Annotated in this window: 27 protein-coding genes; all 27 read left to right on the top strand. The window is 40.2% G+C overall.

The genetic code is table 11. The annotated features are described in order from the left end of the window. Window positions 1–7 precede the first annotated feature (7 nt). The 27 genes from CJ191_RS01240 to CJ191_RS01110 all read left to right on the top strand — a co-directional run bounded on the left by CJ191_RS01240 (window position 8) and on the right by CJ191_RS01110 (window position 19,733). The gene (locus CJ191_RS01240) at window positions 8–526 is read left to right on the top strand and encodes a helix-turn-helix domain-containing protein (protein WP_102198735.1); all 519 of its coding nucleotides are present in this window, start codon (window positions 8–10) and stop codon (window positions 524–526) included. Between the two features lie 68 nt (window positions 527–594). After that, entirely contained in the window at window positions 595–1,044 is a 450-nt protein-coding gene (locus tag CJ191_RS01235) for a DUF1642 domain-containing protein (protein WP_102198734.1), read from the top strand. An 11-nt stretch (window positions 1,045–1,055) separates the two neighbouring features. Beyond that, a complete protein-coding gene (locus tag CJ191_RS01230) occupies window positions 1,056–1,289 on the top strand; it encodes a hypothetical protein (protein ID WP_102198733.1) in 234 nt (77 codons plus the stop codon). Then, complete coding sequence (locus tag CJ191_RS09105; RefSeq protein WP_180960909.1) at window positions 1,289–1,456, top strand: hypothetical protein; 168 nt, start codon at window positions 1,289–1,291, stop codon at window positions 1,454–1,456. Before CJ191_RS01230 ends, CJ191_RS09105 begins: the two co-directional genes overlap by 1 nt. Further along, a complete protein-coding gene (locus tag CJ191_RS01225; RefSeq protein WP_102198732.1) occupies window positions 1,453–1,668 on the top strand; it encodes a hypothetical protein in 216 nt (71 codons plus the stop codon). Before CJ191_RS09105 ends, CJ191_RS01225 begins: the two co-directional genes overlap by 4 nt. A gap of 16 nt (window positions 1,669–1,684) precedes the next feature. Next, a complete protein-coding gene (locus CJ191_RS01220) occupies window positions 1,685–1,927 on the top strand; it encodes a glutaredoxin family protein (RefSeq protein ID WP_102198731.1) in 243 nt (80 codons plus the stop codon). Between the two features lie 150 nt (window positions 1,928–2,077). Beyond that, entirely contained in the window at window positions 2,078–2,503 is a 426-nt protein-coding gene (locus CJ191_RS01215) for a DUF1492 domain-containing protein (RefSeq protein WP_102198730.1), read from the top strand. Window positions 2,504–3,082: 579 nt separating this feature from the next. After that, window positions 3,083–3,505 carry a terminase gene (locus CJ191_RS01210; RefSeq protein ID WP_102198729.1) on the top strand — a complete coding sequence of 141 codons (423 nt, stop codon included), beginning with the start codon at window positions 3,083–3,085 and terminating at the stop codon, window positions 3,503–3,505. A 13-nt stretch (window positions 3,506–3,518) separates the two neighbouring features. Beyond that, on the top strand, window positions 3,519–4,976 hold the full coding sequence (locus CJ191_RS01205; RefSeq protein ID WP_374754463.1) for a PBSX family phage terminase large subunit: 1,458 nt from the start codon (window positions 3,519–3,521) through the stop codon (window positions 4,974–4,976). Between the two features lie 45 nt (window positions 4,977–5,021). After that, window positions 5,022–5,630 (top strand): HNH endonuclease signature motif containing protein, encoded by a 609-nt coding sequence (locus CJ191_RS01200; protein WP_102198728.1) that lies wholly within the window; start codon window positions 5,022–5,024, stop codon window positions 5,628–5,630. Next, window positions 5,518–5,808 carry a hypothetical protein gene (locus tag CJ191_RS09210; protein ID WP_180960912.1) on the top strand — a complete coding sequence of 97 codons (291 nt, stop codon included), beginning with the start codon at window positions 5,518–5,520 and terminating at the stop codon, window positions 5,806–5,808. The genes CJ191_RS01200 and CJ191_RS09210 overlap by 113 nt, the downstream gene beginning before the upstream one ends. A 14-nt stretch (window positions 5,809–5,822) precedes the next feature. Continuing rightward, window positions 5,823–7,343, top strand: a complete 1,521-nt coding sequence (locus CJ191_RS01190; RefSeq protein ID WP_102198726.1) for a phage portal protein — start codon at window positions 5,823–5,825, stop codon at window positions 7,341–7,343. Beyond that, complete coding sequence (locus CJ191_RS01185; RefSeq protein WP_102198725.1) at window positions 7,324–8,250, top strand: minor capsid protein; 927 nt, start codon at window positions 7,324–7,326, stop codon at window positions 8,248–8,250. Before CJ191_RS01190 ends, CJ191_RS01185 begins: the two co-directional genes overlap by 20 nt. Window positions 8,251–8,431: 181 nt before the next feature. Next, complete coding sequence (locus CJ191_RS01180; RefSeq protein WP_102198724.1) at window positions 8,432–8,632, top strand: hypothetical protein; 201 nt, start codon at window positions 8,432–8,434, stop codon at window positions 8,630–8,632. Further along, window positions 8,622–8,804: a hypothetical protein gene (locus CJ191_RS01175; protein ID WP_102198723.1), complete on the top strand. Its 183-nt coding sequence runs from the start codon at window positions 8,622–8,624 to the stop codon at window positions 8,802–8,804. Before CJ191_RS01180 ends, CJ191_RS01175 begins: the two co-directional genes overlap by 11 nt. 16 nt (window positions 8,805–8,820) lie before the next feature. Continuing rightward, window positions 8,821–9,228, top strand: coding sequence for a hypothetical protein (locus CJ191_RS01170; protein WP_102198722.1), 408 nt, complete (start codon window positions 8,821–8,823; stop codon window positions 9,226–9,228). A 198-nt stretch (window positions 9,229–9,426) separates the two neighbouring features. Next, window positions 9,427–10,047: a DUF4355 domain-containing protein gene (locus CJ191_RS01165; RefSeq protein WP_102198721.1), complete on the top strand. Its 621-nt coding sequence runs from the start codon at window positions 9,427–9,429 to the stop codon at window positions 10,045–10,047. Window positions 10,048–10,063: 16 nt separating this feature from the next. Beyond that, window positions 10,064–10,435 (top strand): hypothetical protein, encoded by a 372-nt coding sequence (locus CJ191_RS01160; RefSeq protein WP_102198720.1) that lies wholly within the window; start codon window positions 10,064–10,066, stop codon window positions 10,433–10,435. 18 nt (window positions 10,436–10,453) lie between these two features. Further along, window positions 10,454–11,539, top strand: a complete 1,086-nt coding sequence (locus CJ191_RS01155; protein ID WP_102198719.1) for a major capsid protein — start codon at window positions 10,454–10,456, stop codon at window positions 11,537–11,539. A gap of 29 nt (window positions 11,540–11,568) precedes the next feature. Then, window positions 11,569–11,913 carry a phage head-tail connector protein gene (locus CJ191_RS01150; protein WP_102198784.1) on the top strand — a complete coding sequence of 115 codons (345 nt, stop codon included), beginning with the start codon at window positions 11,569–11,571 and terminating at the stop codon, window positions 11,911–11,913. 292 nt (window positions 11,914–12,205) lie between these two features. Beyond that, on the top strand, window positions 12,206–12,547 hold the full coding sequence (locus CJ191_RS01140) for an HK97-gp10 family putative phage morphogenesis protein (protein WP_102198717.1): 342 nt from the start codon (window positions 12,206–12,208) through the stop codon (window positions 12,545–12,547). A 14-nt stretch (window positions 12,548–12,561) separates the two neighbouring features. After that, window positions 12,562–12,945 carry a hypothetical protein gene (locus tag CJ191_RS01135; RefSeq protein WP_102198716.1) on the top strand — a complete coding sequence of 128 codons (384 nt, stop codon included), beginning with the start codon at window positions 12,562–12,564 and terminating at the stop codon, window positions 12,943–12,945. A 16-nt stretch (window positions 12,946–12,961) separates the two neighbouring features. After that, complete coding sequence (locus CJ191_RS01130) at window positions 12,962–13,555, top strand: phage major tail protein, TP901-1 family (RefSeq protein ID WP_102198715.1); 594 nt, start codon at window positions 12,962–12,964, stop codon at window positions 13,553–13,555. A 55-nt stretch (window positions 13,556–13,610) separates the two neighbouring features. Next, a complete protein-coding gene (locus CJ191_RS01125) occupies window positions 13,611–14,066 on the top strand; it encodes a tail assembly chaperone (protein ID WP_102198714.1) in 456 nt (151 codons plus the stop codon). A 23-nt stretch (window positions 14,067–14,089) separates the two neighbouring features. After that, window positions 14,090–14,377, top strand: a complete 288-nt coding sequence (locus tag CJ191_RS01120) for a hypothetical protein (RefSeq protein WP_102198713.1) — start codon at window positions 14,090–14,092, stop codon at window positions 14,375–14,377. Window positions 14,378–14,392: 15 nt separating this feature from the next. Next, window positions 14,393–18,889 carry a tape measure protein gene (locus CJ191_RS01115; RefSeq protein WP_102198712.1) on the top strand — a complete coding sequence of 1,499 codons (4,497 nt, stop codon included), beginning with the start codon at window positions 14,393–14,395 and terminating at the stop codon, window positions 18,887–18,889. A gap of 4 nt (window positions 18,890–18,893) precedes the next feature. Continuing rightward, a complete protein-coding gene (locus CJ191_RS01110; protein WP_102198711.1) occupies window positions 18,894–19,733 on the top strand; it encodes a phage tail domain-containing protein in 840 nt (279 codons plus the stop codon). Window positions 19,734–19,737 lie beyond the last annotated feature (4 nt).

The raw sequence follows: 19,737 nt of genomic DNA, 5'->3' as shown, positions 1-19,737 counted from the left end.
GTAAACTATGGGATATAGTGTGGCAGAAATCATCGATTTGTTGCAATTTAGCTATGGCTTGCATGGCACATATCTTTGCAAAAAGACGGGTATTAAATACACGAATATACAAATCGCAAAACGTGAAAATTTTTTAACAAAGAAAACGGAACAAATGTTTGCTAATTATTTTGGCGAAGATTGGAATAGCGTCGGGGCTATACGGAAATATCAACAGCAAAAGAACATCGTCATGAACGTTGATGGTGAGAAGATACGAAAGTTAAGACGTGATAAGGGGCTATCTGTTACCGATTTAGGCAAAGAATTGGGCGTCGGGCGTGAACGAATGCGGTCTATTGAGAAAGGAAAAGCTACACTTTCAAGCTGGCAAGAATACTTGAAATTTAAGCAGTATTTTAAGAATGACCTGTTAAAAGAAGGTGCAGTCAAGAAGAAAAGATTTATTAAGAAAGAATTTATCACGTTTAGAAACGTTGGTGGGCGCTGGGAAATGGTTAAGCGAGTGAAGGAAGTAAAAGTTTAGGTTAAAATTTCCGATTTACTGGAAACTTACGAAAATGGTGGGGAAAAGGGAAAGTGGGAGGAATAAGCATGAAAATTGAAATTGATAAACCAGTTGTGCCGAAATGGTTTGATGATTGGTATAAAGATGTACCAACGGAACAAGATGGTTATGGAGCTACAAAAGAAGAACACGCAATCCAATTAGTATCGCAAGTTGGTTGGGGAAATGGATTGTATAAATCAATGTCTAATTTTGAACGTGAGCATGACGAAGAAAGAGTTGGTTATGTTCTTGATAATAAAACAAAGCTTTTCCATGCTATCTTATTTGGTTACGAAGTAGAAAAAGAGCCACTTTACTACGCTAAAATTAAAGGGTGGGAATTATCAAAAGGGAATATTTATTGGAATGCAAATGTTCGAGAGAAGTCATTGTTCATACAAGGTAAATCTCAAGTAGGCATTTTTAAAACCAAACTAACCAAATATGAATGGAACGAACTAGGTATCAATGACACCAATGCTGACTTTGAGTAGGTGGAGTGAGTATGAATTATAGTTTTCAAGAGTTTTTACTAAACTTAGTAGCATTAGCGATAGTTATACTACTTGTGATGGTAGGGATAACATTATTTGATAAACCTAAGCCTGAATTTTCCACCGCAAAACCAATCCACCAGCAACAAATTGGTGATGAAACCGAGCCAGATATACTGATTATCTATGAAGCAGAAGTTGACGGTGTGAAAGTATATCCTAGTGTGATTAAGGAGCCAAAATAATGATGTATGACGCGGTTGTAATCACGACTGAAGGTAAACATACATACCAGAACATAGAAGTTAAGAACGAGCAGTATTTAACGGATAAGATACACAAAGATTTAAAGACTGAAATTGTTGAGATTGAGATTAAGAAAGTATTTGAAGAAGGGGTTTGGAGCGAATGAAGATTAAAAACGGACAAGACTTATACATCGTAAGCAATGCAGACTCTCAAGAAACGGAGTTAATCACCGATAGCGAGAAGAAGGCAATTGACTACATAAACAAGCAGTTAAAAGAAGAATACGGATTTACGCAAGAAATGATTGATGAGCTGTACGAAGATGATGAAGTAGGAGAATACTACTTGTTAGATTGTGCGCCATTTAAAGAATAGGAGATTTTAGAAAATTATGAAAATTATCGTATACAACAAAGACAATTGCCCAAAATGTAAACACACTGAAATGCAATTAAAAGCACGAGGTATTCAATTTGAAACGAAGAATATCTTTGACGAAGAAAATGTGAACATTTTAGAATGGGCGCAGGCGACAGGTAACCGCACAATGCCATTGGTGTTTGTTGATGGAGAGTTTGCGTGGGGAGATAACCGACCAGACAAGGTGGAAGAACTGGCAAAGTTGGTGGAATAGATGGACCTATTAACACAATTGTTATTGAGCATTGGTACGTTCGCATTATTAGTGGTGTTAGGCTCATTCATATTCATAATGCTGAACACGTTATTCGATGTAATTGAAGAGCAACAGCAAGCGAGAGAACGGGATAAGCGGAGGGAATAGATGAGTGAAGCTAAATACTTATTACAGAAAATTGCGTTCTTAGATGCTGAAATCAATTCACTGATACGGGAACATGAGAGTGTGAAGTCAACACTACTGAAAGCGACAGACTATTCCAATGAACCTGTGGCGACTACTAAGCGGAATACGAGCGAAGATAAGTTAGTTAAGTTGGCTGATAAGTCTAGTGACATTGATCTAAAGATTGATGAACTGGTGGACTTTAAAATAATGATGGGCGATTATATCAATCGGATTGAAGATATAAAATATAGAATAATATTAAGAGAACACTATATTAATGGCGTACCTTTTTCTGAATTGCCAGACGTTTCAGACGTTATCCGATATTCAGAACGTCATTTACACAGATTGCATGGCGAAGCATTACTGGCATTTCAAGAAGTTTTAAAAGATGTCAGTTGATGTCAGTTGATGTCATAGAATGTCATTAAGATACATGCTATATTGATATTGTGATATTTAAGCGATGGGATATCACATAGCCTCCGAAAGTCTTTAGCATACGGAAATATGTTTAAAGCAACGCAGGTTCCTCCTGTGGATATATAACAGGTACTAAGTGGATGAGCCACCATGATAGTTGCAAGGCTATCTAGTATCATTAGCAAGGCACAGTCAGCTCAAATACATTGTACATTTAATCATCACTGACTAACCTTGCTTATCAAAAATAAAATGCATGTGTACAGTGCATGCGCACACAACTAGAGATGGTTTAGTGGTTGGGGGTTCAATTCCTCTCACGCACTGGTGTGACCTAGGTTCGAATCCTATGTGTGTGTTTAAAGCCATTAAGTATAGAAGCACTATATAAATGGAATACCCTGTTAGAGTAATCTAGTAAGGTAGCCAGCTTTTCTTAATAGTAGTTGGTTAATGGTTCAAATAATATAAATAACATCAATAGCTACCCAGTCTTTTAATAGGCACACTTACTAGTGGCGGGTGGCTTTTTATTTTGTAAAGAAAGGTGGTGGTCTAGTGCTGACTACAAGAGAAGAAAAATATGTACAAGGGTTGGTAGCTGGGCTATCACAAAGAAAATCGTATCGTGAAGCCTACCCAAATTCTACTAAGTGGAAGGATTCGACAGTTGATGTAAAAGCTAGTGCATTACTAAAAAAAGATAAGGTTTTGGTAAGGTACAACGAGTTGATGAGTGAACATAAAGCAAAAGCACTTTGGACAAGAGAACAGGCTATAAACGACCTTATTTGGCTTAAAGAACAGTCGAAAATGTCTATTGAACAAGATGATGAAGGGTACGTTCGTCAAGGAACATCAACTGCTTTCGTGAATACTATTCAAGAGTTAAACAAATTAGAAGGGTTGTATCCTTCTGAAAAACAAGAAATCGAATTATCTGGAGGTGTGCAGTTTGTTGACGACATCGAAACAGATTAAAATATCCAGTTTAATACCAACAAATTTTCATAGCGCGTGGCGAGCGTCATTAGATCCTAATAAATTACACATTGCTTGTAAAGGTGGACGTGGTTCAGGTAAGTCATCAAACGTGGCACATATCATCGTGCAAATGCTTATGCGGTACGCCGTAAATGGAGTGGCTATACGTAAGACAGACAACACGCTAGAACAGTCTGTATACGAACAAATAAAGTGGGCGATTGCAGAGCAGCAAGTAACGCATCTGTTTAAGTTTAATAAATCGCCATTGCGCATCACTTATAAACCTAGAGGTAATTACATTGTGTTTCGTGGAGCTCAAAACCCAGAGCGAATCAAGTCATTAAAAGATAGTCAATTCCCTTTTGCAATCGGTTGGATAGAAGAGTTGGCAGAATTTAAAACTGAAGATGAAGTAAAGACCATTACTAACTCACTTTTACGTGGTGAATTAGCTGATGGTCTTTTTTATAAATTCTTTTATACATATAACCCACCAAAGCGGAAACAATCGTGGGTGAACAAGAAGTATGAAACACAATTTCAACCTAATAACACATTCGTACACGCTTCAACCTACCTTGATAACCCATTCATAGCCAAAGCCTTTATAGAAGAAGCAGAAGCCACTAAAGAGCGTTCAGAACGCCGATATCGTTGGGAGTATTTAGGTGAAGCGATTGGGTCTGGTGTTGTACCGTTCGATAATTTACGTTTCGAGACTATCACTGATGAGCAATTAGCAACTTTTGATAATTTTAGAAACGGTCTTGACTATGGGTATGCGACCGACCCACTCGCTTTTGTGCGGTGGCATTATGACAAGAAAAAGAACGGTATTTATGCGGTTGATGAACTGTATGGGCAAAAAATGAGTAACAGACAGACTGCTAAGATTCTAAAAGAGCGAGGATATCAGAGCGACTATATCTATGCAGATAGCGCAGAGCCAAAGTCAAACGCTGAGATGAGAGATGAGTACGGCTTTAAGAAGCTATTTGGGGTTAAGAAAGGTCCTGACTCAGTTGAGTTTGGTGAGCAGTGGTTAGATGACTTAGATTTTATTTGCATCGACCCTAACCGCACGCCGAACATTGCTTGGGAATTTGAAAATATAGACTATCAGGTTGACCGTGACGGTAATCCTAGAGCACGGCTAGAAGACAAGGATAACCACTGCATCGTTGGGAATACATTAGTTGATACAGATAAAGGGCAAATACCAATATCTGAATTAGTTGGTAAAAAAGGAAATGTACATACTTATAATTTTGATACAGGTAATAAAGAATTGTCAGCATTTGAAGATGTCAGAATGACAAGACCTAATGCAGATGTTTATGAATTGGAATTAGAAGACGGAACGACTATACAATCGACAGATGAACATTTATTCTTAACTGAAAATGGTTGGAAAAAGCTAAAAGAAATAACTGAAAATGACCGTATAATCAATGTTTCTTATTGATACTACAAGATATTCATTGTATAATGTAGTAAAGGAAGTGATTGTATGAAATACCAATATTTTGACGGCATCAAATTTACACTAGATGAAAATACAGGTTACTATTTAAATTCTACAATTAGAACAAGATTACATAGATATGTATGGGAATTCTATAATGGCAAAATACCAAGTGGATATGAAGTGCATCATGTAGACCATGACAAATCTAATAATGATATCGAAAATCTGAAATTACTCCCTAGAAAAGAACATTTAAAATACCATGCTTCAATAGCAGGCAAAAGAAACGTTGAGAATGGATTGTTAGATAGAATAAGACCAATGACTAAAGAGTGGCATTCTAGCGAAGACGGACGCGAATGGCACAGAAAGCATTATGAAAAAACTAAAGATAAATTGCATGAAGAAAAAGAATTTATTTGTGAACAATGTGGAAAAACATATATATCTGAAGTAACAGGAACAAATAGGTTCTGCTCTAACAAATGCAAGAGTAAATGGAGGCGAGATAGTGGAATCGATGACGAAACAAGAATATGTGAATATTGCGGAAAAGAATTTAGAATCAATAAATATTCAAAATCAAAAACTTGTTCAAAATCTTGCTCTGCAAAACTCCGACATAAAAAGCGTAAAAGTGAAGTCGATTAAATATAAAGGAAAACAAGACGTTTACAATATGGAAGTACCTAACCACCACAACTATTCAGTTGCTGGTGGTTTTATTATTCATAATTGTATTGACGCTACTAGATATGCATTCGCTGATGATATGAGGCCAGTTAAGCAGTCAGCAAGTTATGCAACGTTAGCACGAGGAATTATGTAGAAAGGAGGCTTTAGATGCCAATTTATGACAGTTTTAGAGACTCAAGCGGGCAAGTAAAGACCTTAAAATTACGGTTTAGCCGAGAATCGAGAATACGTTATCGAGCTGAATCAGCTGAAGCGATTATTGCAAAAGATTTTGAGATGCTAAAGAAGTTTATTGAGCACCATAAACGTCATCAAGTACCACGGATGCAAGAGTTGATTGACTATTACGAAGGAAATAACCACAACGTTTTAACGGGACCACGACGCCGAAATGATGAGGATATGACAGATAATCGAGCGCCTCACCCTTTTGCTAAGTTAATCACAGTATTTAGAAGCTCGTATGCAGTCGGTATTCCAATACAGACTAGATATGCAGATAACAATACGCATAGTGATACTGATGAAGCCTTAGAAGATATGGCAAAACAGAATAGTTTTAGAACACTGGATAAAACTTTATGGAATGATATGTCTAAGACAGGTAGGGCCTTTGAGGTAGTATGGCGTAGCAAAGAGGCTACCCATGTTAAGCGATTAGACCCACTAGAGACTTTTGTTATCTATGATACAACTATCGAAGAAAAGCCACTAATGGCTATTCGATACTATAAAGCCTCAATCTTTGAAGCTGATAAAGAATATGTAGAAGTGCATACCGCTTCAGAGGTACATCGATATAGCTACACAGAAGGCAAGCTAGTTGAGTTAAAAGGTAGTCCTGAAAAACACAGATTTGGCCAAGTGCCGATTATTGAACATCGGAACAATTTGGATGGCCTAGGCGACTATGAGTTAGTCTTAGCTTTAATTGATTTATATGATAGCGCTCAGTCTGATACAGCGAATTACATGCAGGACTTATCAGATGCTATCCTGTTTATTTTTGGGCGAGTTGAGTTTCCGTCTGACTGTGATACCGCTGAAAAGCAGATAGCTTATATGCGGGAAATGAAACGAGCACGAATGATGAATCTTGCAGGAGCATTGAACCAGCAGGGTGATGAGGCTTCAGTCAGTGCCGATTACAAGTACAAGCAGTATGACGTATCAGGTACTGAAGCGTATAAGACTCGCATTGGAGACGATATCCATAAGTTCACGTCAACACCAAATTCTACTGATGAGCACTTTAGTGGTACGACTTCAGGTGAGGCAATGAAATATAAGATGTCTTCACTTGACCAAGAGATGAGTGAAACACAAGCGCTATTTGAAGAATCATTAAAACAGCGATATAGCTTATTAGTTACCATGGAGAAATTCTTGAAAAATAAGACCTTTAAGGATTTTGATTTAGATAAGCTAAAATTCAAGTTCACACCAAATATTCCTAAATCAGTAACTGAAACAATCCAAAATGCAAATATGCTATTTGGTCGTGTATCTGATGAAACCGTATTTGATATGCTTGAGCAGGTTACTGGGGTTAAAGCTGGCGATGAGATAGAACGTGTCGCTCGTGAAGACCCTGATAGTGACTCTGAGCCTCCTTTAAGGCGCCCAATCGAAATTGTAGGTGAAGAAGATGACGAACAAGAAGCATAGGGAATACTGGCAAAGACGTACATCTGAGCTCATGGCTTATGCAGACCGCAAGGATATCGATTTTTTCAAGCTATTAGCCGATTTATATGGTGAGTATGCGGTCGAACTGCAGAAAGAGATATTCACTTTTTACGGCAAATATGCAGATGAAAATGGGCTTACACTTCAACAGGCTAAAGAGCGTTTAAGAGGCACGGATTTATCAGACTATAGGAGAAATGCAGAATTATACCGAGTAAGTGCTGAAAAAGACCCTGAGTTACTAGATAGGTTGAATGAACAGTATGTATCAAGTAAAGCTACTAGATTGGACGCTTTAAATTTACAACTTACTTATAATGCAGCGCTACTAGCTCTAGCAGTTAATAATGAATTTGAGCGATATCTCAAAAAGCTTGCAGGACACTCATACAGAAAGATTCTAGGTGGACGGTCAGCGGGTACTTTAAATGAGCCGGCGCTACAGCAACTTATCAGAACACCCTTTCAAGGTTATAACTATTCAGAACAGTTATGGGGGAATACTGATAATCTAGCAAAGTCGCTACGTAAAGCTTTGTCGAAGATGTTAGTAAGAGGCGAAAACCCAAGAGTAGTAGCTAGAGAGTTACGAGATAGGTTCACAGTCGCCCAGCATAGAGCTGAAACACTGGTACGAACAGATGGCTCTATGGTTATCAACAATGCAACTTTAAAAAGATACAATGATGCAGGATTAAAAGGTGTCAGAATACATGTACACATGGATGAACGTACTTCTGATATCTGTAAGGAAATCCATAAAGAGGACAAACTATACAGTATTGAAGACGTTATTAAAAATCCGATTCTACCAGCTCACTATAGTTGCCGTTCTACTTATGTACCGGATGAAGAAGAGTTGATGGAGGACTCATGGGAAAGTTAACGTATTTTCAAATTATCTCAATACTAGTGCTAATCGCAAGATATCTAGGCTATATTCATCTCGATTGGTTTTGGATAGTACTACTAATTATATTCGGCCTAGGTAATGAGAGGGACGATAAACACTAGGAGCGTGATCTAAATGTATCTTGACCAGCAAAGAGCTTTAGGAGTGTAATACAATGCGAGACAAAGTTGGGGAAATAAAACATGTTGCAACTAAGCAAGAGTTAGAAAAAGAGCATGATAAATACTGGGGTAGACATAACGTTTATTTAACTGCTAATGATATTTCGCATTTACTCAATGGTGGCTACCTGGTGTTTAAAGATGGCGAGTATTCTCATGGCTTAATTTATGAGGAGTATGCCAATGAGAGTTAGCGTATATCTATTTGACGGCGGAGTACTTGAATTTGATATTGCCCTTGAGGTTATACAGGAAACAGATGAGATATTTAAGTTCTCCAATATCGATAGAGACAGCGAAAATGCGCGCACGGCGGTATTTAGTCTGATGAATATAGCGGGATATGATATCGAGTATTTAGCTTAAGGAAGGGGTAGAGAATGTGATTTCGGATAAATATATTAAGACTACAGTGGGTGCAGATAAGAAAGGAATTACTTTTATCGATGTAGTTAAAAAAGACACCTATGAACTAATAGCTAGTATTCCTTTTAATTTCGATGATGAGCTTATTGTTCACAGTGATTATACAGTGCTTGGCTCATACGGTGACCTAGCTTATAAAAGTAAAAACAATAAAGAGCAGCCTGAACCAGTGCAACGAGCTTTAAAACGAATTCGTGAGCTTGAATATATTACAGACGTGAGAATTGACGAAGAGTTTGAAGCGTGCGACAAACGCCTTGATTACCCTAATAACAGATTGACTATTACTATTGACTATTTAGATGTAGAGCTGTTTAAAGCTATAAAAGAAAAAAGCAATTATGAATACGACGTAGACCACTAGGTAATCGCTAGTGGTTTTTGTTTTGACCTGCCATAAGTCAATAAACTGGGTAAATATGAGCACTAGCGTGGGTTTAGAGCGTTGTAGGGGATTAGATTCAAAGCTGACTAGCGAGCCTGACGAGGCAAGTGTGGCAGTCTGAGAACCTAAGAACTTTATTTCGACTAATCACTAGCGTGGGCGAAGGAGAATTTTAAGATGAATATTGAAAAGCAACCATTAGTACCGTTTAATTTACAGTTTTTTGCCGAAAATGATGCTACGACTGAAAATGATACTGGCAATGAAGCATCGGATGCCACTGAAACTAAAACAGAGACGCCGGCTACCTTCACACAATCTCAATTGGATTCGGAAGTAAACAGAGCTGTGCAAAAGGCTTTGGCTAAACAGCAAGCTGATTTCGAGGCTCAAAAAGAGGAAATTGCTAAAAATGCAATCGAGAAAGAAAAGGATTATGCTCAACTCTCTGAAGAAGAACGACGTCAGCGAGAGCTAGATGATGAACGTGCTGATTTTGAGAAAGAACGCGCAGAATTTAAACGCGAAAAGTTAGTGTCCGAGATTAAAGCAGATTTAGCAGATAAGGGCCTACCGACTGACTTTGCAGAGCTGTTAGCTGGTGAAGGAAGTGTTGAAAAAGCAGTCGAGCGTGCAAATAAATTGCAAGACCGCTTTAATGAGGCGGTAGCCAATGAGGTGAAAGTCCAATTAGCACAATCTACACCGGGCTTTGGAGCTACTAAAGCTGAAACAGCTTCAAATATTGGTGCAGACTTAGGTAAACAGCATGGTAAGCGAAATGGAACAATTTTTTAAAGGAGGAAATTAAAACATGGCAAATGTATTTGGAACAGGCTTAGAGGTCTTACATAACTTAGACTACGATGCGATCTCAATCACAGTAGATGCTTCAACAGCAGGAACAGTAACTGAAAATGGTCGTAAAATTTTAAAAGCCGGTACAATCTTGAAAGGCGTGGACGGTTCAATCTTTAATGACCGAGACCAGTTAGCCACTCAAACAACTGGCGCTTCAGGAGATGTAGACGGTATTTTACTTTCAGATATTGACTTAACAGATGGAAATGCGACAGCAGCATTAGTATATCGAGGTACTGTGCGAGCTGACCGATTACCTGCTGGGAATGCACCAGCAAACGTACAAACAAAATTGAAGCATATTCAATTTGTCAATGGGATTTAAGAAGGAGGAATATAAAATATGCCATTATTAGAAACAGCAGTAACAGCTCAAAATGTTGTAGGGTACTTTGAGGCAACTACAACCCAAGATGATTCTCTAGGTGCACGCCTTTTCCCCGCTGAAAAGCAATTGGGTCTAACATTAGAATATATTAAAGGTTCAGGTAACAAAGCAGTTCAATTACGTGCTTCAGCGTTTGACACACGTACCACTTTTCGTGACCGTATGCCAATCGAGTTGAATAGCGAACGTATGCCATTCTTCAAAGAAGGTTACTTAGTTAAAGAGTCTGACCGTCAACAGTTAGCAATCTTAGAGATGACAGGTAACCAAGCCTTAATTGATACTGTGTTAACAAAAATCTTCAGTGATTCAGCTAACTTAATTCTAGCAGCACAAGCTCGTGTGCAAGCTATGCGTATGCAAGTCTTAGCAACAGGTAAACTAGCAATCGACTCAAACGGTGTTAAACAAGAATACGATTACTCTGTACCAGAAGAGAATAAAGGAACAGTAGCGAATAACTGGTCTGACGCTGATAACGCAACACCGCTAAAAGATATCGCAGAAGCAGTTGATAAGATGGCGGATAACGGTGTAGCGATTGAAGGCGCTGTGATGAATAACCGCACTTTCGGGTATCTACGTGACGCTAAGTCAACTAAGCGCCAAATCAAAGGAAACGTGCAAAACGCAACGCCGGATGTGACTAACCGAGAATTGACTGAATTCTTATCAAACGAATACGGTGTGACACTTGAAATCGTGAAAGCAACAAATGTCGGTGACGATGGACAAGCTCATAAGATTTTTCCAGATGGGCACGTTACTTTAATTCCTAATCAAACACTAGGACGTACAGTGTATGGTACTTCTCCAGCAGAGATGGACTTAACTTCTCGTCAAGATGTTGATGTATCAGTAGTCAATACAGGGGTAGCTGTTGTTACGACAATGACGACTGACCCAGTTAATAAACAGACTCGTGCAGAAATGGTTACACTACCATCATTCGAGGGTGCGAACTTAGTGTACTTAATGACTACTGAAGCCGAGGCAGACGAACCAATCGATGAAGGCTCGGAAGCAGGAGCAAGCGCCTAAGCTTAGAAAGGAGCTGATGATTAGTGGAGATGCTGGAACAAGTCAAGCTATTAAAAGGTATTACCGATAGAGCTCAAGATGACCTAATCAAGCTAATCATAGCGGATTCTGAGTCTCGGATTCTTGGGTACATCAATGCGCATAAAGCGGAGCCCCTTGTAGATATTCCGCCTGATATCGAATATATTCTACGCGACGTAGCAGTCGTGCGCTTTAACAGGCTTAACTCTGAAGGGGCGAACGAAGATTCTGAAGAAGGCCGGGCGTTTAAGTGGAAATCAGGATATCTATCTGAGTATGAGGATATACTAGCCGGCTACTTTGACCCTGTTGAAGACCTAAGTAAGCCTGGCTACCTCAGGGTTATATTTTAGGCGGTGGTGTGATGATATATAATGATAGGGTCACCATTAAGATAACTCAAACAATTAAAAGCGACGGCCCTCTTGGAGAATATAAGTCAATCGTCAAAGACCTAGTAGTCCCTTGCCAACGTGGAAGTTTAACGCATAATGAGCAAATGGGTCTTTTCGGCTCGTACAATTTAGCTAGTTTTAAATTGCATCTACAAGGTCACTATGAGGGCTTTGATGAAGTGAAGTACCAAGGAAAGACAAGGCAAGTCAAAGGACTACGATTCCACAGGAATTCGACGGTGGTGTATGTATGAGTATTACTTACAAGGTTAAAGGATTGGAGAAGTTTATTAGATCCGTCAACCAGAAAACCAAAAATGCTGAAGTGATGGTTGATAGGGAACTTAACCGGTCAGCGCTAAGAATAGAGCGTAAAGCGAAGTATTACTCGCCATGGGACACAGGTTTTATGTCAATGTCGATATTTAGTCATAAAGTGGGAAAGCTACAGTGGGAAGTCTCTAGTCCGGCTGAATACTCAATTTATGTTGAGTTAGGAACAAGACGACAAAGCCCACAACCCTTTCTATACCCGGCTGTTGAAGAAGAATTTCCTGTCCTGATGAATAAACTCAAGAGAATGTTTAATTGATAAGGAGGGTGGATATGGAAGAATACTCACCCACAACGCTATTTTTAGCAGAGATAAAACAAAGACTGGCTCCGCTTGGGATACCAGTCTTTTTTAGTACTAAGGAGCTAGAGAACTATGAACGTGATTTAGGCGAGCAGTTAGACGAAGTAATCGTGATAGGCACTTATACTAGCGTTGAACGAAACGCTCAATCTGGTCATTTGATGGAGGATATCTCTCAAATGGTGGATATTTATCTGCCCATTGGGGACCGAGCGCACGCCGAAGAAGTCAAATTCAAAGCTAGAAAGCTCTTAGGTAGACAAGTAACTAATAACGCGGAAATTACGGTAGACGACTCTTTAGGTAGAGAAATCTACCGTATTTTTATGCGTGTTTCTAAAACTTTAATTTAAAAGGAGAGATAAAAGTATGGCAATTACAATGACGACTGGTAAACCAATTACCGGTAAGAAAATTTTCTATTTCATTCAATCAGTTGACGCGCCATTAGGCAGTGCAGCGATTTTACCCGCGTATCGAACAGACGGGTCTACCACTTTGGGCGGAGAATTCACGGATGAGCAAACGCAACAAGGTCGAATTTTAGAGAAGTCAACAGATGAGCATACTATTGAAGTCACTCAATACTTCGCGCCTGCAGACGAGTCCGTAGAAGTGATAGAAGAGGCTCAAAAGACAGGTAAATCTGTAAAAGTGTGGGAAGTAGTCGTTGACGAATCGGTAGCTAAGGGTGAAGGTTCAAAAAAATATTATCCAACTAAATTCGGATATGCAAAAGTATCTGAAATCGAGAAAGCTTCAGGAGTTGAAGACTTAGTAGAGCTTTCCTATGAACTATCTGTGGTAGGTGCTTTACAAGATGGTCGATTCCCTCTAACTGATGACGAAGTGAGCATCTTAAATGAAGTGTATGCTTACCAAAACCCTGGTGAGACTACTGGAGACTATGATGCAATTACTCGTGAGGGTGAAACTGCTCGTGAGAATGAAACGGCTGAATAGTTGATTAGGTGGGGCGGTTTTTCCGCCCTAATTTTGTTAGGAGGAATAATTTTAAATGGAATTTTTAATTAAAAACAAACCGGTAGATATTAAATTTAACTACGCTCTGATGTTCAAAATGAACAAGCGATTAGGCACTAAAGACAAAGAAACTGGCGAACGAGGTTCCGATGGGGTTGGGGCATTCTTTTTAAAAGTACTAGATTGCGACGATACAGCTTTAACCGATTTAATTCAATTGGCGGATAAAACTGCTACAGAAGATGACGCTATCAAAGCTATTGAGGCTAAGGTAGACCCAGAGAATGAAGAAGAGACATATCTTCAGATTTTTGAAGACCTAAAAAGTGAGATGGTCGAGAGCGGTTTTTTCAAGACGAAGATTTTGAAATATATCGAAAATATGGAGCAGAGCACAGAAATGCTGAAAGCTCGAAAAGACGAGAATTCAAAACTTCAAGTGGTAGCAGTACAGCGGTTGGTTTCACGAATGAAAGACGCCTTGAAATAATCACTGCTAGCGCCAAAGTCGGCTTGACAGATATAGACCAGATTATGAGCTACACAAGATATGAGCTTGAGGCTGTTCAAAAAGGTCTAGCGTACAAGAATGCCGATGAACAGGAGCGCTTGGCTGTACTAGCTTTAAACGTCCGTACAGCGATGAACAAGAAAAAACTTAAAGCGACTGACCTTTTCAATCGACGTAAGGTTGAAAGATCTATCGAGGTCGCTTTCGTTCGAAACAGAAAAGAAAACAAGCCTAGCACAGGGTTTGGTGACTTAATTCAGAAAGCAAATAATATCTTTAATAAAGATTAGAAAGGAGGACGGTATATGGCATTTGATGGCTCAATACAAGCGCTTATAGGAGCGGATTTAGGTGGATACGAGAAGGCTATGGCTACAGTGGTGAATTCAACTCAAAAAGCTTTTGATGTAGCGAAAAACACGGCGAGCAAAAGCGGTTCGCAAATGGTCCAAGAACTAATGTCGTTATTCAATTCGCTAGCTTCAAGCTCATCTAGCTTAGGTTCAAAGATTGGCCAAGGCTTTTCGGGCGGATTGAAGATTGCGATGGGTCAAATACAGCGTATGACGTCGGGTATTGCTAAGAAAATACCTGATTCAATTTCTGTTCCCATAAAGCATGCTTCAACTACTGCTGCACACTCTCTAAGCACGATGTTTCAAAACATGTCAAAGTATGCTAGCAAATTTGGAGGGGACGTTCAAAACGTTACAGACAAAATCGGTAGGATTTTCACAAGGCTAGGTACGAGTTCATCTAGCAGTTGGAATAATTTGATGTTGTCTATGTCTAATGCTGTGACGAGCTTTGGGCAAAGCGTTGCTTCTAGCTTAAATAGTGTATCAGCTAGATTTTCTACAATAGGCAGTAGCTTATCAAAAGGCTTTGGCTCAGCGCTAAAAGACTTAGGTAGCGCTACAACCTCAACTTTAAAGAGTATTGGCTCAGCAGTAAATTCATCTCTGGGCGCACCGTTCGCAAGAGCCTTTCAAAGTATTTCTATGGGGTTCAGCCGTATGGCTTTTTCTGCCAAAAACTCTAGCAGTATAATTTCTAATACTTTTGCGAGTTTGGCGGTAACCAGTTCACGACTGGGGACTAGCTTTTCTAATGGGTTCTTAAGCGGTTTAAACAGCATCGTAAGAGGCACATTAAGCGCTGCGAATCGAGTAGCGAACGCCCTTAATCCTCTGGTTAGGGTGGCAGGGAATGTAGCGAATAGGATGGCTAACGCTTTTACCAACGGGCTAAACATCATGGCTAAAAAAGCGACAAGCACGCTTAATAGCATTTCTAATCATTTCGCTAGAAGCTCTAAAGGCGCCAATGGACTAACCTCCAGTGTAATGCAATTAGCTAGTGCCTTTAGCTTAGCTAATATAGCCGGAAAGGCGATTAGCGCCATTACGGGGTCTTTAGATAGCGCCATATCTCGATTTGATACATTAAACCAGTTCCCGAAAATCATGAAAATGTGGGGGTTTAGCTCGGAAGAAGCTCAGTCAGCTACCGATAAGCTGAAAGAGGGTATCGATGGTCTACCCACCACTTTAGACGATATCACTGGGAACGTACAACGTCTAACAAGCGTTACGGGTGATTTGTCTGGCTCAACTGATGCTGCTATTGCGTTGAATAATGCTTTTCTGGCAAGTGGCGCAAGCACTGCTGATGCAAGTCGTGGTTTAGATCAATACATTCAGATGCTTTCTACTGGTAAGGTAGATATGATGTCTTGGCGGACCTTACAAGAGACTATGCCTGGAGCACTTATGCAAACTGCTGAAGCTTTTGGCTTTGCAGGTAACAGTGCTACTTCAGACTTTTATGAAGCACTAAAATCAGGGGAAATTACGTTTGACCAATTCCAAGATAAATTAATAGAGCTGAACGAAGGAACAGAAGGTTTTGCAGAACAAGCGAAAACCGCCACAGAAGGTATTCGAACCTCGTTCCAAAACTTAAAGAATGCAGTAACTGTTCAGCTCCAGGGAATTATGGATGCTATCGACAAATCCTTGGCGGATAACGGGCTACCTAAAATGGCCGAAATGATTAACATGGCCAAAGGTGCTATTCAGCAGTTTGGTGGAGAAGTTCAGAGCGTTGTGCCAGGCATAGTGTCGAGTTTGGCAAGTCTAGAAAAAGTAAATATTTTCCAACTTTTAGCTTTACCGCTAATCCCTACAGCAATCGGTTTGTTAGGTAGTGTCGGTACGGCTATTGGGGGGATTGGTTCGATACTTGTTGGGACGCTAGCACCGGCCTTTGTGAATTTAGGAGGTACCATAACTGCTTTTAGTGCTGGAACCGCTACATTAGGTCAGGTTGGAGTGAAAGCCTTTGGAGCATTAACGAGTTCAGTCCTAAGTTTCGCTGGTGTTGCTCTAGCTGCTTTAGGGCCTGCAGCAATTTTAGGATTAGTTGTAGCTGGACTAGGAATAGTTAATAACGCCTTTGGTAATGAGATTAGTGCAATGCTGTCTACAGTAACTGAAAAAGGTCCACAAGTTATCACTAATTTTGTGAATGGTATTGTTAGTCAGTTACCTCAACTAATTAATAGTGGTACTCAGCTAGTAGCGCAATTGGCTCAAGCTATAAGTGCTAATCTACCGGCTATTATCCAAGGCGGAGTAGCAATTATCAATTCCCTTGTGAGAGGAATTGGGCAGAACAGTGCCTCGCTGATAAGCTCAGCTCTACAAGTCGTGACTAGCTTTGTAAGCTCAATTGCGAGCGCACTGCCTCAGCTATTGGCCACTGGTATGCAATTCCTAGTTCAGCTAACGCAAGGAATTTTGCAAAATATCCCTCAAATTGTTGCGTCGGCGCAACAGATTTTGATGAGTTTCGTGAACAGCTTAAACGCTAACTTGCCAACAATTATCCAATCTGGTATTCAAATCATTATGAACTTGGTTCAAGGTGCTATGCAGTTACTGCCTCAACTTATCCAAGTCGGGGCGCAAGCAATTGTAACCTTAATTCAAGGTTTAGTGGCTAATCTTCCGTTGATACTTCAGGGGGCTGTTCAGATTGTTGGTCAGCTTATATCTGGTATCGGGCAAGCGTTACCTAATATCATTCAATCAGGAATGCAGGTAATTAGCGCACTATTCAGTGGGTTGGTTCAAGCCTTGCCTCAACTTTTAGGCGCAGGACTGCAAATTATTGCTCAAATTGCAATTGGCATTCTAACAAACATACCATCTATCATATCAGCAGGATGGGAAATTATTAAATCGCTAGGTATGGGTATTTTGCAAGCCATTCCGGACTTGATTTCTGGGGTGGGAGAAGCCATTAAAGGCGCGTTTACTAGTATTTGGGATGCCGTTACAGGGAAAACCAAGGAAGCAGGCGTGCAAGTAGGTACCGACACCGCCGCTATGGCGACTACTGTGCAGACGAATACGAGCGCTATGGCTAATCAATCAGCTTTAGATTTTAGCTCGATGAATGCGAATGCTACTGCGCAGACCAGTTTAATGGCAACTGGAGTAAATAGTGATATCAACGCTATGCAATCTAACGCTGTGTTAGATACCTCGGCGATGGCTACAGGCGTTAACGCGAACATGCAAACCATGCAAGCGAATGCTAAGACTAACTCGAGCTTGATGAATACAAGCGTAACTGCTGACGCGCAGAACATGATGAACAACGCTATCACTGCTACGAGTGGCATGTCTAGCGGAGTTACAGGCAATGCGCAATCAATGCTTAGTGGCGTGACTAGTCAGTCAGGTCAAATGCAACTAGGAACAGTAGCTGATGCGAGCACCATGGCCTCTGGAGTAGCTAACCAAAGTGCTAATATGTCTAGTCAGACAGTCTCCAATGCCACAAACATGGCTAACGGTGTGAATAGTGCTACTCAAGGTATGGGTTCGGATGTTGCTAGCAACTTCAATAAGATGTCTAGTGATGTATCCAACAATTTAAACAAAATGAAGTCAAACGCCCAATCGGCATTGACAGCTATTCAAAATACCTTTAAATCCGGGTTAAGCAATATCAGCAATTCGACAAGAACGGCCTTTAGTCAGATTAATTCTCAAGTTCAAAACTCGATGAATCGTGTGAGAAATTCAATCCGACAATCTATCTCACAATCTGTCTCAGCGACTCGAAGCGGTATGAGTAGCCTGGTATCTGCCTTTAGAAGCGGAATGAGCCAAGCAGTTTCTCAAGCTCAAAGCGGTGCTAATAGAATTGTCAGCACTTTTAGAGCCATGCGTGGCCCAATGACAGGCGCGGGTATTTTTGCAATGAGCGGTTTGACGTCAGGTATCATGAGTGGCGCAGGGAGTGCAATAGCCGCCGCTAGAAGCATTGCAAACAGAGTGACAGCAACTATCCGGTCGGCAATGAAAATCCACTCTCCTTCTCGTGTGATGATGGAAATTGGTGAATTCATATCTGAAGGTCTTGGCGTAGGTATGCTAGACATGATTAATTATCTAGTCAAGTCTGCCTCTCAAGTCGCCGATTCAGTGACTGAAGCAATGACTCCTCAAGCGCCTAATCTAGACTTTATAAATGGGTTTAAACGAGAGTACGCTACTGCAGTTGCAAACCAAAGTGCTGACATGGATAGCACCATTACAGCTAACGGACGGATCATTGATAATGGCTTATCATCAGACATCAATGAAGCCCAGCGACGAATCGACGAGGTTGAGTTAGCTAAGCATAAAACTTATGTGCATAACGAGATTATCGGAGATAGAATTCAAACGACTGTTGACGAGATTAGAGGACGAAAAGAAAATAAAGCAAATTATTTTGGAGGCTGATTAAGTGGACGCGCTATTAACTAAGAAAGACAAAAGCTTCAGACTTTCAGATTTGGGGTTAGCTGTTCGTACATTCGACGTATCCGCCCCGAGTCTACAAGTCAATTACCAGGAAATAACAAATAGGAGTGGTCGGGTGAAATCCGGCCACCGATTCGTGTCCAAGAAAATCAGTATTACAGGCACTTTCTACGCTATGGGTGTTACAGGATTTAATGATATTCGAGAGGAACTATACGCTGAAATAGTAGACGAGAATGGGTATTACATCACTAAGATGTCTCCTACTTCAGACCTGTATAATTTTGAGATGCCGGGTCAATCAAACGAAGAAATTGATACCTCAAGAGTAGACCATGAAGCCGAACGCTACCGGTATAGAGTAATCAACACTGGAGATATAGAGTTTAACTTTAAGGGTAAGTCAGGCGCAGGACTGTTATACGGTTTCGCTATTGATTTCGAGACGGTTGGCATGCCTTTTGGCGAAACTGTTCCGAAAACTGTACGTGTGACTACTGCTATACCGTACGCAGGTACAGCGACTAATTCACAACTTGAGAGTCCATGGTATTTAAAGTTAACCGCTACACAAGCTCAAAAAGGTGACTTTTATGTACAAGTAGGCGATAAGCGATTTGAGCATAAAAGTCTTACTCAGATTAAAACTGGAGACGTGTTCCAGTTGAGAGGTGTTGAAACTTGGTTGAACTTTGCCAATGTTAACGAATATACGAATTATGAATACTTTGAATTAAAGCCCTCATCTAATCAATCTGTGCCTATCTCTACTGATTTTACAGGGACGATTGAAGTCGTGGACTTGATTGAATTCTATAAATAGGGAG

The sequence above is a fragment of the Aerococcus viridans genome, assembly GCF_002871935.1.
GTDB classification, from domain to species: Bacteria; Bacillota; Bacilli; order Lactobacillales; family Aerococcaceae; genus Aerococcus; species Aerococcus viridans_B.
Note: the sequence above shows the minus strand (reverse complement) of the source record. Positions and strands in the feature narration are given on the sequence as shown.

Excerpts from the sequence above, each read along its gene's own strand:
- CJ191_RS01240 (WP_102198735.1), top strand. The coding sequence starts at position 8 with ATGGGATATAGTGTGGCAGAAATCATCGATTTGTTGCAATTTAGCTAT.
- CJ191_RS01235 (WP_102198734.1), top strand. The coding sequence starts at position 595 with ATGAAAATTGAAATTGATAAACCAGTTGTGCCGAAATGGTTTGATGAT.
- CJ191_RS01230 (WP_102198733.1), top strand. The coding sequence starts at position 1,056 with ATGAATTATAGTTTTCAAGAGTTTTTACTAAACTTAGTAGCATTAGCG.
- CJ191_RS09105 (WP_180960909.1), top strand. The coding sequence starts at position 1,289 with ATGATGTATGACGCGGTTGTAATCACGACTGAAGGTAAACATACATAC.
- CJ191_RS01225 (WP_102198732.1), top strand. The coding sequence starts at position 1,453 with ATGAAGATTAAAAACGGACAAGACTTATACATCGTAAGCAATGCAGAC.
- CJ191_RS01220 (WP_102198731.1), top strand. The coding sequence starts at position 1,685 with ATGAAAATTATCGTATACAACAAAGACAATTGCCCAAAATGTAAACAC.
- CJ191_RS01215 (WP_102198730.1), top strand. The coding sequence starts at position 2,078 with ATGAGTGAAGCTAAATACTTATTACAGAAAATTGCGTTCTTAGATGCT.
- CJ191_RS01200 (WP_102198728.1), top strand. The coding sequence starts at position 5,022 with ATGAAATACCAATATTTTGACGGCATCAAATTTACACTAGATGAAAAT.
- CJ191_RS01190 (WP_102198726.1), top strand. The coding sequence starts at position 5,823 with ATGCCAATTTATGACAGTTTTAGAGACTCAAGCGGGCAAGTAAAGACC.
- CJ191_RS01185 (WP_102198725.1), top strand. The coding sequence starts at position 7,324 with ATGACGAACAAGAAGCATAGGGAATACTGGCAAAGACGTACATCTGAG.
- CJ191_RS01180 (WP_102198724.1), top strand. The coding sequence starts at position 8,432 with ATGCGAGACAAAGTTGGGGAAATAAAACATGTTGCAACTAAGCAAGAG.
- CJ191_RS01175 (WP_102198723.1), top strand. The coding sequence starts at position 8,622 with ATGAGAGTTAGCGTATATCTATTTGACGGCGGAGTACTTGAATTTGAT.
- CJ191_RS01165 (WP_102198721.1), top strand. The coding sequence starts at position 9,427 with ATGAATATTGAAAAGCAACCATTAGTACCGTTTAATTTACAGTTTTTT.
- CJ191_RS01160 (WP_102198720.1), top strand. The coding sequence starts at position 10,064 with ATGGCAAATGTATTTGGAACAGGCTTAGAGGTCTTACATAACTTAGAC.
- CJ191_RS01155 (WP_102198719.1), top strand. The coding sequence starts at position 10,454 with ATGCCATTATTAGAAACAGCAGTAACAGCTCAAAATGTTGTAGGGTAC.
- CJ191_RS01150 (WP_102198784.1), top strand. The coding sequence starts at position 11,569 with ATGCTGGAACAAGTCAAGCTATTAAAAGGTATTACCGATAGAGCTCAA.
- CJ191_RS01140 (WP_102198717.1), top strand. The coding sequence starts at position 12,206 with ATGAGTATTACTTACAAGGTTAAAGGATTGGAGAAGTTTATTAGATCC.
- CJ191_RS01135 (WP_102198716.1), top strand. The coding sequence starts at position 12,562 with ATGGAAGAATACTCACCCACAACGCTATTTTTAGCAGAGATAAAACAA.
- CJ191_RS01130 (WP_102198715.1), top strand. The coding sequence starts at position 12,962 with ATGGCAATTACAATGACGACTGGTAAACCAATTACCGGTAAGAAAATT.
- CJ191_RS01125 (WP_102198714.1), top strand. The coding sequence starts at position 13,611 with ATGGAATTTTTAATTAAAAACAAACCGGTAGATATTAAATTTAACTAC.
- CJ191_RS01115 (WP_102198712.1), top strand. The coding sequence starts at position 14,393 with ATGGCATTTGATGGCTCAATACAAGCGCTTATAGGAGCGGATTTAGGT.